The organism is Pseudarthrobacter sp. NPDC058196 (assembly GCF_042882685.1).
In the GTDB taxonomy this organism is placed as follows: Bacteria; Actinomycetota; Actinomycetes; order Actinomycetales; family Micrococcaceae; genus Arthrobacter.
Map to the genome: position 1 here is coordinate 363,185 of NZ_JBHVVN010000001.1, position 13,487 is coordinate 376,671.

Annotated in this window: 12 protein-coding genes; 6 read left to right on the forward strand and 6 right to left on the reverse strand. The window is 61.0% G+C overall.

Features of this window, described 5'->3' with window-relative positions; all coding sequences use genetic code 11:
- Positions 1-32: 32 nt before the first annotated feature.
- Complete coding sequence (locus ACFVVC_RS01625; RefSeq protein WP_387448880.1) at positions 33-443, forward strand: MarR family winged helix-turn-helix transcriptional regulator; 411 nt, start codon at positions 33-35, stop codon at positions 441-443.
- 1,930 nt (positions 444-2,373) lie between these two features.
- On the opposite strand, the gene ACFVVC_RS01630 is transcribed toward ACFVVC_RS01625, so the two are convergent.
- The 3 genes from ACFVVC_RS01630 to ACFVVC_RS01640 form a co-directional block, all read right to left on the reverse strand.
- Entirely contained in the window at positions 2,374-4,008 is a 1,635-nt protein-coding gene (locus ACFVVC_RS01630) for an esterase/lipase family protein (protein ID WP_387448236.1), read from the reverse strand.
- Between the two features lie 191 nt (positions 4,009-4,199).
- On the reverse strand, positions 4,200-4,649 hold the full coding sequence (locus ACFVVC_RS01635; protein WP_387448238.1) for a hypothetical protein: 450 nt from the start codon (positions 4,647-4,649) through the stop codon (positions 4,200-4,202).
- 463 nt (positions 4,650-5,112) lie between these two features.
- Positions 5,113-5,406, reverse strand: coding sequence for a hypothetical protein (locus ACFVVC_RS01640; RefSeq protein WP_387448240.1), 294 nt, complete (start codon positions 5,404-5,406; stop codon positions 5,113-5,115).
- Positions 5,407-6,712: 1,306 nt separating this feature from the next.
- Between ACFVVC_RS01640 and ACFVVC_RS01645 the strand changes: the two genes are divergently transcribed.
- From ACFVVC_RS01645 to ACFVVC_RS01660, 4 genes are all read left to right on the forward strand, one after another.
- A complete protein-coding gene (locus ACFVVC_RS01645) occupies positions 6,713-7,117 on the forward strand; it encodes a helicase associated domain-containing protein (RefSeq protein ID WP_387448242.1) in 405 nt (134 codons plus the stop codon).
- A gap of 282 nt (positions 7,118-7,399) precedes the next feature.
- Positions 7,400-7,813 (forward strand): hypothetical protein, encoded by a 414-nt coding sequence (locus ACFVVC_RS01650; protein WP_387448244.1) that lies wholly within the window; start codon positions 7,400-7,402, stop codon positions 7,811-7,813.
- Positions 7,814-8,196: 383 nt separating this feature from the next.
- On the forward strand, positions 8,197-8,598 hold the full coding sequence (locus tag ACFVVC_RS01655) for a hypothetical protein (RefSeq protein ID WP_387448246.1): 402 nt from the start codon (positions 8,197-8,199) through the stop codon (positions 8,596-8,598).
- 420 nt (positions 8,599-9,018) lie between these two features.
- Positions 9,019-9,924, forward strand: coding sequence for a hypothetical protein (locus ACFVVC_RS01660; RefSeq protein ID WP_387448248.1), 906 nt, complete (start codon positions 9,019-9,021; stop codon positions 9,922-9,924).
- A gap of 102 nt (positions 9,925-10,026) precedes the next feature.
- Here the strand turns inward: ACFVVC_RS01660 and ACFVVC_RS01665 are convergent, their stop codons facing one another.
- The 3 genes from ACFVVC_RS01665 to ACFVVC_RS01675 all read right to left on the reverse strand — a co-directional run bounded on the left by ACFVVC_RS01665 (position 10,027) and on the right by ACFVVC_RS01675 (position 11,562).
- Positions 10,027-10,374: a hypothetical protein gene (locus ACFVVC_RS01665; protein WP_387448250.1), complete on the reverse strand. Its 348-nt coding sequence runs from the start codon at positions 10,372-10,374 to the stop codon at positions 10,027-10,029.
- Between the two features lie 388 nt (positions 10,375-10,762).
- A complete protein-coding gene (locus ACFVVC_RS01670) occupies positions 10,763-11,146 on the reverse strand; it encodes a hypothetical protein (RefSeq protein ID WP_387448252.1) in 384 nt (127 codons plus the stop codon).
- Positions 11,143-11,562, reverse strand: a complete 420-nt coding sequence (locus ACFVVC_RS01675) for a hypothetical protein (RefSeq protein ID WP_387448254.1) — start codon at positions 11,560-11,562, stop codon at positions 11,143-11,145. Before ACFVVC_RS01675 ends, ACFVVC_RS01670 begins: the two co-directional genes overlap by 4 nt.
- Before the next feature lie 475 nt (positions 11,563-12,037).
- Here ACFVVC_RS01675 and ACFVVC_RS01680 point away from each other — a divergent pair, with 475 nt between their 5' ends.
- Positions 12,038-13,408 carry a hypothetical protein gene (locus tag ACFVVC_RS01680; RefSeq protein ID WP_387448255.1) on the forward strand — a complete coding sequence of 457 codons (1,371 nt, stop codon included), beginning with the start codon at positions 12,038-12,040 and terminating at the stop codon, positions 13,406-13,408.
- Positions 13,409-13,487 lie beyond the last annotated feature (79 nt).

Here is a 13,487-nt window from a genome sequence, read left to right on the forward strand (position 1 = left end):
ACGACTTACAGCCACCGTCGCGACCGCGTGCGATGGCTATCAGTTCGCTCATCCCATCGGTTGCGAAAGCCCATCGGAAGCTCGCCGGCTCGCTGCTGCAAAGGGTCGGACTGGCTGCTGGGCAAGAGTTCGTGCTCATGCTCTTGTGGGAGGCGTCGCCACAGTCACAATCAGATCTCACGCGACAGCTGATGGTGGAGCCGCCCACGGCCACGAAGGCTCTCTCGCGACTCGAGAATCTTGGCCTTGTGACTCGCGCACGGTCTGCTGTGGATCGCCGGGTGATCATGGTGTCCTTGACAGATGCTGGCATCGCCCTCGAGGGTCCGGTCTCGTCGGTCTGGTCCGAACTTGAAGAACTCACAACAGCAGCATTGACTGAGGCCGAGTGCAAGCAGTTGCGCGCCTTGCTGGTCCGAGTTGGCGACTCGATCGCGGACTGATTGTCTGGCAGATTGTTCCGGCAAAGATGACGACGGCCCGCGAGGTCGCTTCCATAGTTCATCGAAGTCCCGCACGCCGTCCCTCAAAAGCTGAAGGGTTCCGCCCGAAAAGTGCCAGTGCGCTGTTGTGGACTGAAAGCGGCCTGAGGTCGCCCGGACTGCCGAGGCACAATTGCGCCGACGCAGACGACAATACTGCCCGCCCGTCTGAAAGAGCAGGTTCTACGCGACGTCCAAACGCTCGTGTCCTCCCTTCTCGGCCCTTGTTGGGACTGCTCCCGGCCTGTTGCATAGGCTTGAGCAGGACGCGGACGACTTCGATGGGGTCCCAGCGTTGGGCTTCCGCGGTGGCCAGGACGTCGGCGATGCGCGGGAATGCCCCGTCCAGGTCGTGCGCAGCAGGGCGATCAGGGTCTCAACCGCCGAGTCAGCAAGGGGCGGGGTCACGGTGTCAGCGCTCATCGATGGCTCCTTCAGAGTCTTCATCACTGATGGTTATAGAGGCGGTGCCGAAGCTGGCCCGGCCGTCGGTGCCCTGACTCAGCCACCGGCCTGGTCGGTAACGGTGTGGTGGCGACGGTTGTGTGGCTTTTCCCGTTGCTGGTGTTGACGATGGAGATCAGGTTCCTCGTGGGTGAAGCGCTAAGGCACCGCTGCCGCTCCCAGACCCTTGTCGACCTCGTCCGAGGCATGAGTGTGTGGTGACGGGAGCACGCAGACCACCAAGTAGCCTACGCGCTGGCTCATGAAGCGATAGCCATCGGTGGCCTCGGCTGCCAAGTGTCCGTGTCATCAGCCTTGGGCGGTTCCCCACCCGTGAGTCAGGCTCTCGCGGACCCACTTCTCCTCCCCACAGGAGAGTCCTGTCCGTTGCGCCGAATCCTCGGCTGACCCGGGTCCAAGCTGTAACTCTATTTAGCTGCTCTCATGGTGTTTCGTCAGCTGGATGCCAAATAGTGGCTTTGCCGTTGTAGGCAGGGAAGACGTGTCCTTCCGAGAACGGCTGGACAACTTGCGGCTCCCCTTCCGGGCTCCAAAGCCCGGTGGCAGGGCAGTGGAAGCCGGTGGCTCCGTAGCGGCCGGCATGCTTCAAAAGCAGTGTGATGCGCTTCATCGTTGAGCCTCATCTTTGTGTGTTGCAGAACCAAGGAATGGGACAAGATTACGAAGCACTCGAACTGTGCCCAATGGGCACAAGAACAAAACCTCAGCGACTAACAATGCACACGGACAGGGCTGTCAGGAAAACTACGTCCTTGTCCAGGTACCAGCAAAGCGGGGCCCCACCGCGATCTCGGTGCTGCTCCTTGTTGCCTCCGTTGCTCTGTTTGCATGGCCCGTGCTAGACCACCTTCTCTTCTGCGCTACAGCGCTGATGGAGACGGTAAAGGACGGAGCGCTATAGATCTTTACTGGCTCCTTCAGTTCTCGCCAAGGCAGAGGCGGTGGACCGCTTTGATCGAGTTTGTTGCAGATTGTTCTACCGGAGTGGCGCCAAATCTCTATTGAAAATCAGGCTTGGCGACGGGCTGCAGCCATCGAAACCCATCACCGTTAAGTGCCCGTTGACAAGGGCCAGCTGATCACGGAACAGTTGGCTGACACCCCAACGACGCTGGACTTGCTGACGCCTTTTCGGCATGCCGCCCTTGACCCCACTCCGTTCCGTCGAGCGTGTATCACAGCTGGAGAAATGCAGCGTGCTCGGCGTGAACCATGGCAGACAGACTGCCGGCGGAAGATGCGGAGCCATCAGCACCGGGTGAAGGCGGGTCATTCGGTCTGGATGCCGCCAGCCGCCCGCGACTAAGGCGCACTGCCGCCCTGTCGTGAGGCCCTGAAAGGCCATCGAGTGCGGTGTGGGCACCCAGTGTTTTCCGCCCGGGTCAACCCGAACCTCGATTAGTGTGGTCGGAACCGGTGACTCGTGCTATTTAACAAAGCCCGAATCCACCAGTTCCGTGCCTATGCCCGCGGTCATCTGGCAGGTGTCGAAGGTCGGCAGGATGGCGATGACGCCGTAGCCGGAGACGTTCACGGAAAAGGACGGCAGGGGGTCTCCGGTGGTGTAGACGGAGTTCATGATCTCTTTTGCTGTTGACCCGAGCCAGATTGAGCCGCCGGTCCCAGCCAAGACACGGACACGCACACGGCGGCCCGGTGTAACCGGTTGATCCGGGTTCTTGGTGTTGTGGAAATACAAGGTGAATACTGCTTTTGAGTACGCTCCCTTGTCCGTGCTGAACTCGTCGAAGGCGATTGCCTGGTCTCCAGTGCAGGCAGCTTCAACGGCGACACTGTGGTCAAAATAGTGAGGCACACCGTCGCTTGTGTTCAACCTCAAGGTCAATGCATCCCGGGCTTCGCCGAAGGCCCGGGGGACATCGTGGAACCATTTGATTCCCGGCGGCCTGGCTTCGAACCCCGGGGCCAGCGTGCCGGTGACAGGCAGGAGGGCCGAGCCGGAGGGTGCCGGCCCGTCTGAGGGAAGCCGGTCGGTGTAACTGCCCGCGACACCCGTGATCAAAACAGGGTTGGCCGCTTCGGGCTTGACGGCACCGACTGCAGCATTGGTGCCGTTAATGGTCCGCAGGAGGTTCTGGTGGAAGCACGGGTTGGTTTTATCGATGATGTGCAAGATGAAACCGTCGTTTACGGCCCCCGACGTCGGGCCAAAGGCTTGAAGGACAGTGTCGCCTCCATCCGCTCGTGCCGACAACGCGAAGCCGCATGATTCGTCCTTCACTGTTCCGCTTCCAGCGGAGGCAGAATCATTGGCGACGATGACATCGCCTCCGTTAATTCCGGGCCCGTCAGTTCCGGCGCCGAACAGTGAAATCCCTCTAAACATCGTGGAACCTTCGACCGCCGTGACATGGACGGTGGATGGCCAGGCAGCCAAAGCCTGAAGTTGCGGGGAACCAGAGCGCAAGGCTTGGCCTGCATCGGAGTCGAATCCTGTGACGAAGGACGGAAGATTGTCGCACGGGAAGGTCAACTCCGTAGTGCTGTGGGTCATCTGACGCCCGCATATGTAAGTGATGATCCACGCGGCTAGGGCGACCCCGCTGGCGACGTTGGGACGGGTCAGGTTCGAGGCCGCTCCGTTGGCGATCGCCTTCGCTGCCAGTGCTGCAACAGCAGAACCCGTGTTGGGCGTTCCGAAGGTGACGACCTGACTAACGCGGTCCTTGATGGCAGGCCCCTTGCTTGCCTTCTGGTCTAGAGCGAAGCGTGCAGCGAGGCCGCCCATTGAATGCGCGATGATTTCGGCTTTGGTGCCGTAGAAGTCGGTAAGGCATTCAATCGCCGAAGCGAGCCGTGGTCCGACGTTCGAATCAGTCACCCATCGGTTCGAATTCTGGCTGTAGTCAAAGTTATAGACCGCCAAGCCCGGAATGTTTTCCAGCTGGCCGGTAAGGGAGAAAGGTACCTTTACGCCGTCTCCGCCGTTCCCGCCGTCGGCAAACAGATCAATGGGCTGGGTAAACGTTCCGGTCGAGCCGTTCCACCCATGGACCAAAATTACGGGAACAGGTCTTTTGCCATCGACAGGCTTGGACACGATGGGCTGACCTTTCGTGTCTTTGTCTGCGTCCGGTGCCGCGGTCACACCGTGTTGGCTGCAGGTGTCCGTGCGAAAATTGGCGGTGACTCCCGAACTTGCTGGGGGAGAGGGAGTTTCTGCAGAGGCTAAAGGGGCAATGCTAAGGCCCGTGAGAACAAGGAAGGACACGATGAACGCGCGGTGCCCTTTCATCTGGTCACCGGTACCGTTGCGAGGACTTTCCATTTTCCGTCCTCGAGAACCATCATGGCGGCGTACGTTTGATCAGCTTCGTTTGGCTTGCTGATTTCCACCTGAACGAGGCCCTGCGAGGCCCCCGAAATCGACCAGCTGTTTTCGACCACGTGGGTCTTTGTGCCCGGCGGAAAGGCTTGAGCGTAGTCTGCCCGGACCGGACTCTGTGTCGATACGTATTCTGCCGGGTCCTTCGGCAAGCTGCTGATGGCGTCCGCAACTTCAGTTGGAACGGGCGAACTCATCCCGGAAGCGGTCGGCTTGGTGACAGCCGCCGTCGCCGCTGGCGACGGCGGCTGCGTTGGCGTCCCGCGTGCTCCGGCTAGTAGCCACCACGAAACCAAACCGACGATGAATATTGCGATTGCCGCCCCACCGCTGATGAAAGTTATTTGTCGGCTCATTTGAAACTCCTTGCCCCACACGCTTTTGTGGCGAGCCCATTCGTTCCTGCGTGCGCCGGGTTGCGACCGGCTTTGGATTGCCCTTCACTGCACGCTTCGTTGAACACACGAACGATCGTGGCCCTGATGCCATTGATATTCCACATTGGAATTCTCCGTTCAGTGCCGTTCAGGCATCAGGCTGCCTGTTGTCTCCCTAGCCTTCGAATCATGTTCTTCGAAGTTCCGACGATCATGAGCGGAAGGGAGCAGTAGTCTTCCATACAAGCCACCCACAAAGTGCAATCCCTGCTACCAACGGGAAGCTCACCGTGGTCGAGAGCGTGATAACCAGGAGCAGGGTGCCGAGCATCCCCAGACGAGCATGTACGCAATGGCCAGGCCTTTGTGGAAGTTCATGATTATCCGTTTTCAACACATACAGTGCATCGGCCCCTGTCTAGCACTGTACCTTTCTTGGGGCCTAGGTGTTCTTCCAGGAGCCGTCTGGATTCACGGCTACTTTGGCACGCGACTGGCCCCCACTTTGGAAATATTCATCGCAAAAGTACGTGCCGGAACCGTCTGCCTTAACATCTGATTGGGGGTAGCACTGGACGTTCGTCAATGGATTGTTGGTATTCGCTTTGTGATTGGAATCGACTATCTTCTGTGCCAGTTTTTCCGGAGTTACCGGGCCGCCGGAATTATTGCTCCCGCAGCCAGTAGCCACTACTAACGTCAGTGCAAGCACGATGAGTGAAAAACGCTGTTTCATTATATTCCTTCCGTTTATATAATCGGGCAAAAAATTCACGTGGCTCATTCATTCACAGTTCCTAGGGCAACTGATTGTGCGTCGGAAGCGGCACACCGAATTGGCTTACGATTTCTAAGCAGGATAGAAGCACCTGAAGCTGGTTGGTCACCCGAGGGAGTTTGGAGTAATTCGCCGCGCACCCCCCGGGGAACCAGTCCGGTGAGAAGTGAGGCCACACCGAGCATGGCAGTTGCTGCTACCAGACTGAGATCATGGTGCCGCCCACGAACGGTAGCGAGGGAGTCGTCGGCGCTTTGAATACTTCGGCGCAGTGGCTTCCAACCGCGTTTGGGGCTGTCCCTTGTCGGTTCTGGGCCGGCTTGTCTCGCAGTCATGTTGACACCGCCCCGGCCGGGACTAGGTCCTTCGGTCGAATCTGCGTTTGGTGGCACCGTCTTGTGGCGTCGGCCTTTGGACGGCTCAGATAGTCTAGGCAGGCATCCAGCTTCCTTGAACCCTGCCGTGGTTTGGTGGAAAAGCCGGGCTTTCTGCCGACGGCTTCGACATACGCTCTAGGTATTGCTTGATACAACGCCAGGGGTCCGTCATCGCGCCCTCCAGTGGCAACCTCATGACCCAGCCCGAGATTAGGGTTCGGGGGCCCGGTGCGCGCCGGGTTGGAGTTCGGAGGAGGGGAAGCGGCGTCCAAGATCCACTGTTCACGACCTTGACGAGGGAACCATTCCTTACCGAAACTGATTCCGTTCCTTTGGCCTTTCAGACTGGTCGTCAAACGCTCGAGTTCCATCCATTCTTTTGGCGTCGTATCACCCTCGAAGGACGGGCGATGCCAGGCAATCAACGTGGCGATCCGGGATGTCGTCTTTTCGTTCATACGCCATGGCCCCCACAGGTCGAGGTTTTTACCGGGGGCGAGACGCAGATGGGTACCATAGTCGGTTGCGGGAGCCCAGCAAGGTTGCACCTTTTCGCCAAGGGCTGGAGGCCGAGAATTTGGGCGGGAACGGGCACGAGTCTCACCTTGCTTCAGACTATACGGAACTCCAAAGTCGTACCCCAGAGGCCACACCTTACTCTGCAGGGGAATATGATGCTAGTACCTGAATTCCTATTGACAGCCGCCAAATATTCCACCCGCAGGTTGACCACGGCGTAGCTTGGTTTCATGGGGGTTGGCCTGCGGCTAACTCCGTCCGCAGTCGGGCGTAAAGATCCAAAGTTGGGTCTTGTCAGCGGTTCAAACCTACTCCACTATTAAGCAACTGGGGCGAATTCGGCACACCGTGCAGCCCAAGGAGTAGATATGAGCCTTTCAAAAAAATCACCTATAGTGCCGCCGAATATTATGCGACAAGACCTCGCCAATGCTATTGTTGACGCTCCTAGTAAGGCGATGCAGTATCTCTCGTGGGCCGAAAAACAGCTGCAATACCTCGGAGATGCACTTCCAGCGGATGAAGAAGTCCTGGCCGCGGCGAGTTCGACATTATTACGATGTACGCGAGCGGCGTTTTGCGGTGCCATCGTGGTGACGCCAAATATCGAAAACGGCCACAATCTCGGGTCCTGGATGAACAACCAGCGCGCGGCCCTGGACAAGGGCACCATCACGGTCGAAAAGGTGGCAGAACTGGACGCCATCGATCCGGCCTGGCGCCGCGGAAAACTGACCGTCTGGGAGCAGGAAGCGGTGGCGGCAGCGGCCTGACACAGCATCGCTGCAGCCGCCAAACCCCCAGGCTGTTCAGCAAGCTCTTACAGCCAGAGTCCGGCCCGATACGACCGCGGGTATGGCCGGCCTGAAACGGAGAAGCCCTGGAACCTCGAACGTTCCAGGGTTTCTTCATGTCCGGGGCAGTGCCGGTCTGACTACCCTGTGTGCGGCTGCCCGCGTCGATGCGCAGAGGGTGAAGAGGAAAGGCGCCGGCCCCGTACACATGGGGTTCGCCGGCGACCAACCGGGAACGCCGACCCCGGAGGGACAACCATCATGGCCACGCTGAACCTGGACGAACTGATCACCATCAACGACAACGACGAATACACCTACAACGACGAGGGCCACCCCGCTGCCGGTATCCCGCAGCCGATCTTCAGCCAGGACCACTTCACGGGCCCCGAACTGGCCGTCTTCTACTCGAACCACCGCGGCACCGACCTCTACGACACCTACACCGTGTGCGGTTGGGAAGCCGGGAGCTGTCACCGCGCGGAGAACGGCGGACCCCTAGTGGAGGGCCCGCAGTCGTTCATGAGCGAGAACGGGTTCGCCGTCACCGCCCACAAGCAGGAGCAACGCGAACGCATCGTCGTCGCCCCCGGAGACACTCTGATAATCCGCGGCACTGAGTACGAGGTCAGCGTCGACCGCCAGGTCTACGTCACGCTCACCGCCAAGTCCTGAGCACGCGGCATCGGAATCCCCTAAAGCCCTAAGCGGCCCAATCCAGATAAAGAGAATTTGGGGGTGGGAATAGGGGAGGCCAAAGCGTAGACGCGCAGTCCGGCTCGGCTGAAGATGGGACTCTTCGGATGGAGGTCACCTTGGTAGCTCGGAAGCTTCTCACCGCCGTGACGGTCGTCCTATCGCTGGCAGGTTGCGCATCCGAAGCGCCCACCGATCAGTCCCCTGCGGGATCTTCGGCTGCGTCGTCGCCCACGAGTCCGTCCCTGCAACCCAGCCAGGCATCCGCCCAGCCGCCCCAGCCGTCAGGTCAGGCTCCAGCGGAAATCGGCTCGCAGCCTGGCTTGCCCGTTCAAGGAGCTTGCGACGCCGGGGAGCGGTATTTGAAGTCCAAATTTCCGGAGGACTTGCCCATCGGGGATCCTTCTGTTGCCGACCCTGGCGACCAGAAATGCTTCTTCGCAAAAGTTGTGGCAACACCAGCACCCGGAGCGCCGGAAGCCGTCTACGCGGAAGATTGGGGTCAGCCCTCTTCTCTCCGTGATTATAAAGCCATGTGCTCCGATGCCCGTCGCCGAGCCGGGGACGGGAAGACGATCCAGCTCCATTCCGACGTAGTCGAAAGCAGAGGGTGGTTCGCTTATCAGGAACCCGAACAAAGCCCTGGTGGAACGGTCGTCATTATTTGCAGTGACACGTTCAATATTAGTGCCGGATTTATCGGCATCAAGGGCGCAACCATTCAAGATGCCCTTGACTTTGCCCTGACGCAGATCCAGCACTGACACGCCGCAGCGAAACGACCACCACGGTCTTTGTGGCACTTACTCACCACAAGTAAAAACACAGTCAGGAGTGGCATGGTGGACAGGACATTGCGCAAAGGTACTGGTGATAACTGCGGCGCTGTGAACCGGGTCGAGTCACTCACGTCGCTCATCGCGGGAGCTGGTAGGAAGCGAAGTAGCGGACTCGTTGTCCTCGTAGTGATGGTCTTCCAATCAGTTCTTGTCGGCTGCAGCAGCAGCACTCAAAGTACAACCGCCTCACCTTCCGCCTCTGTTCCTTCTGCCACACAAGCTATCCCGACTGCCGCTGCCGCTGACACTGGGTCCAGTCCTGCGGCTACGCTCAGTCCCCCGCCAAGCACCAGCACAGCCGCCGCCACGGGCGCTACCGTGCATGGCATAGTCGTCGAAGATTGCTTGTCCTCGGAAATCCAGCTTCATTTCGTAGACCCTGCTTCCGGCAACGAAATCGCGCCGGTGCGAAGCTTCACGGGAAGACCGGGCTACACGATGGAGGCTTGCACTCCCAATACCGTCTTGCCGGTCCTGGAAAGAATCCGCAGAAATTTCTTCAGTCCGGATTTGACGATGGTTGCTGATTCGAGGACCACGAGCCAGATTACCCACATCGGGTATGACCCGGAGGGACAGGCGTTCGTCGACCTTTCACCTGCGAAAGCAACCAATTACTCGGCTAAAACGCCGCGCCAGATACACCCCTCGTTCAACCTGGCTGACAGGAGGCTTTGGTTTTACGACGAGACGACCGGGCACCTAGGTTCAGTAGACCCCCGTCTTGGCCCAAGTAGTATTCGCCAGGAACAGGACCCGCCTGGCGGCGCTCTGTCCGATATGTCTTTTGAGTTCGACAACCACGGAAAGCCGTTCTACACCGACCCCTCGGCCATAACTTCTTTGGACGGCCAGTGGGAGGTTTTGAATGATGCCGCTGAAGGATGGAAAATTGCGCCCAAGCAGCAAACCCACTCGGCTAACGCATGGGCGCCGGTTCAACCGGACTCCAGCGTCACGGCCCCTACATGTGAACCCGGAACATTTATCGACGACTTGAGATTCATTTGCTGGGGTGGCAACAACATCTACGTCATGACCCTCACTCCTGATCGCAAGAGCATGAGTCAGACCACGCTGCTGCCTCCTAGCGATAACCGCGTCCAGCACGTGTTGCCAAGTCCTGATGGCAGCAGCGTCGCCTTCCTATCCGGAAGCACTCTTTACGTCACCAGTTCGACCAATCAGCAAGAACCCAGAAAGGTGGTTGCTTTCCAGGGGCAAGACATTCGCCTGGTGGGCTGGCAATAGGAAGCTCGGTAATCGAAGGCATCGTTTACCTGCCGGGTGATGTCTGAGCCAACGAAATGAGCCCCGGAGCGGTCAACGCTCCGGGGCTCTTTTGCGTTCTGCCTACTTGCCGGCGATCAGCTGCTGGACCGAGTCCGCGGTCCTTGCCAGGTGCACCCAGCCGGCCGTGGCGGCGCGCTGGGAGGCCGGGTCAACGGCGATGCCCTTGGCCTCGAGGATGTTAATGAATGTGGCGTCCACGACGTCGTCCCAGAGGACGCTGGCCGCGGCAATGCTCACGTCTGCGCCGTCGGCGCCAATGCTGCGCCGCCGAACATGGCCCTGGATCCGCTGGATGGCGAATGAAACCGCCAGGAAGATCACCATGGTGAGCCAGAAGTTCATCTCGACATGAGTCGCTGCCACGAAGACCAGCAGCGGAATGGCTGAGAAGCCCAGCCGCGCGAACAAAGCCCCGACGGTGGAGCCGGTGAGGCCACGTTCCAGTTCGCTGGTGATGACTGTCTCAGCGGCGGCATTGTTGGTCTTCCGGCGCCACGCTGCCGCGGAGCCCAGATGCTCGGTGACAGCTTTGTCGGCCTCGGCATACTCAGCAGGGTGGGAGACACGCAGGTCTCTGAGTGCTTTCTCGGCTTCGGCGCTGTTGCGGACGGTGAAGCGCAGCTTCCCGGCGATGGAGAGTTGATGGGCAGTGAACGAGGCGGCGCGCTCGGCCAGTCGCCTGGGGCCACTGGCTCGGACATGGGCTCAGGCTCTGCCGTGTCAACCAGTCCGTCCCCGACCCGGACCCCGTAGCGCGGGGAACCGTCGGGCATTAGGTACTCTTCGTTGTTGCGGATCATGCTGCCTCCTGCAGCTCTGCGACGGCGGGGACCCGCACGTCGGTGGTTTCGTTGGCGGCCAGCTCCTCGGTGCCGGTGACCTCGACGACCAGGTCGCGGACCCACCCGGGGGCGGTGTGGATGCTCAGGTCCGGGTGTCGGTGGTCATTCCGGTACTCCCGGGAGAGCCGCTTCTTGCGGCCGTTGCCAGTCAGGATGACGTGGACCTGGGTGAACGGGGCGTCCTCGGTGACGGCGCTGATCCGGAGGATGGCGGAGTCGGCGGTGAACTTCCGGCCCTTGGCCAGGTCGCGGTCCTCGTGGGTGGGTGCCAGGACCAGGGTCCATTCACGGAACCTGCCGCTGCTGCTGGCTGCGGCGTAGTTGGCCGGGGCGCTCATCCCTCCCCGTCCTCGTCGGCGTCGAACGGGTCAATGTCGTCGTCCTCAACGCAGTCGTCGTCCTCATCAGCGACGTAGGGGCCGGCGGTGAGCGAGAAGACAGCCCACAGCGGGTCGCTGGAGAGGCCCTCGATCGGCACGGTGACGTCTGCGCCGCTGATCCGGGCTTGTTCGCGGGCAGTGCGCAGTCGTTGAGCGATGGCGTCCTGGTGCTCGGCAACCAGGGCCATGAACTGGACGGCCGCGGCCGGTGCCGGTTCGTTGTCCGCGTTGGACAGGGTGAAGTCGATACGTTCGCCGAACGTCTCGAATCCGACGCTCATGGACAGGTTCAGGGCCATCTCGAAGGCGCTCGGGGCCAGCTTGGACAGGATGGACGTAACGCCCTCGGGGGCAATGTCTGGGGCAGTGCTCAATGGGGCTCTTTCCTTGGTGGGTAATGCAGTGCTCCTCATGTGTGCGGAACATGGAGGACCCCTCCCCGAGTGCGGTACGTCTGCCGCCGGTCACCGCCGGATCGTTGTACCGTAGCCGCATGGATTTCGACGCCGAAGCCGGACGCCGCGCCCTGAAGGGTGGTGCATGTGCCCTGATCCTGCTTGTTCTCACGGCCTGCAGCCCCGACCCGACCGATAACGCGACGGCGTGCCGTGATTTCGAGCAGGCTTTCACCGCTACGGCTGCCGGCCGAATGTCCAACGCCGATTGGGTTCACCACTTCACTACCGAGAGAGCCGTCTCGACCGGACGTGGGGCATGCCTTTCGGCTCGACCACATCGAACCGACGTTGATAGCACAGGAATGCAGCAGGATCGGCGTTACCCTCAACCTGACCAAGAAATAGCCTGCTTTCCCGGACGTGACGGTGCCGGCGCCGCACACAGAAAGGCATGACTTCCACCGCTGTTCCGCGCCAGCCCAAGGGCATCCCCTCCGGCGGCGAGTACGCCGCCTACGCCCACGCCGAAGGGGCCGTCGCCTTGGGACCGGCAGGCGACACACTTCCCGGCCTGATCGACCTGACTCCTGAAGCGCAGGAGGTCCTGGACTCGATCCGGGCCGCCGGCGGCCGCCCACTCATCGTCGGCGGCGCCGTCCGCGATGCACTGATCGCCCGTGCCCAGGGTGCGTCCGTCGAATCCAAGGACATCGACATCGAGGTCTACGGGCTGTCCAGGGAGCAGCTGCGGGGCGCGCTGCCGGGGAGCGTCCAGGAGTTCGGGCAGAACTTCGGGGTGCTGAACACAGGCATCAACGGTCAGGACTTCGACGTCACCCTGCCGCGCCGGGACAACAAGACGGGGGAGGGGCACCGCGGCTTCGTGGTAGAGACCGACCCGGAAATGCCGTACGAGGAGGCGTTCGCCCGCCGGGACTTCACCATCAACGCCATGGGTTGGGACGACGCCACCGGGGAGCTGGTGGACCCGTTCGGCGGCCGTGCTGACCTGGAGGCCGGGGTCCTGCGGCACACCTCCGCGCAGAGCTTCGGTGAAGACCCGATCAGGGTGCTCCGCGGTGTCCAATTTTCCGGCCGTTTTGGCCTTGACTTGGATCCGGAAACGGCTGAGTTGTGCCGGGAGATTGCCCCTTCCTTCCACTCCCTGCACCGGGACGGGATCCGGAAGGAGTTCCACAAGCTCACCGCCAAGGGCACCCACATCTCCAAGGCCCTGCAGACTCTGCATGCCTCCGGCTGGGAGGACCACTTCCCGGCCTTGGCGGCGACCCGTGGCGTTCCGCAGGACCCGGTTTGGCACCCGGAAGGGGACGTCATCGTCCACCTCGGGCTGGCCGGCGACCAGGCCGCGGCGATCGCCCGCCGTGACGGGCTGGACGAGGAAGAGACCTCCATGCTGGTCATGGCCGCCATCACCCACGACTTCGGCAAGGCCCATTCCACCAAGGTCAAGGACGACGGCCGAATCACCTCCGGTGGCCACCACGAAACCGGGGTCGCGCCGGCCAAAGACTTCCTGGACCGCATCGGTGCCCTGGGCCGGTACCACGAGACCATGCGCGCATCCGTCCGTGACGACCACCGCCGCACCTTCCGCACTGACATTGAGCGCTTGTCCGACGGACACCTCCGCTGGACGCCTCTGGACGTGCTCCGCTCAACGAACACCCAGGCTGAATTCCGCGGCGCCGTCCACAAGGGCCCGCACACCGCCACCGACGCGAGCCTCGCCCGGTATCTGGAGGACCGTCTCGCGGCCGAGAACATCCACCTGGATCTCAGCGTCACCATCGAGCGGTAAACCCCATCTGTGAGGCCCCGGACCACCGCTGGTCCGGGGCTTTCCTGTTCCTGTGTGAGGACAGTGCCGGATGGTGGGC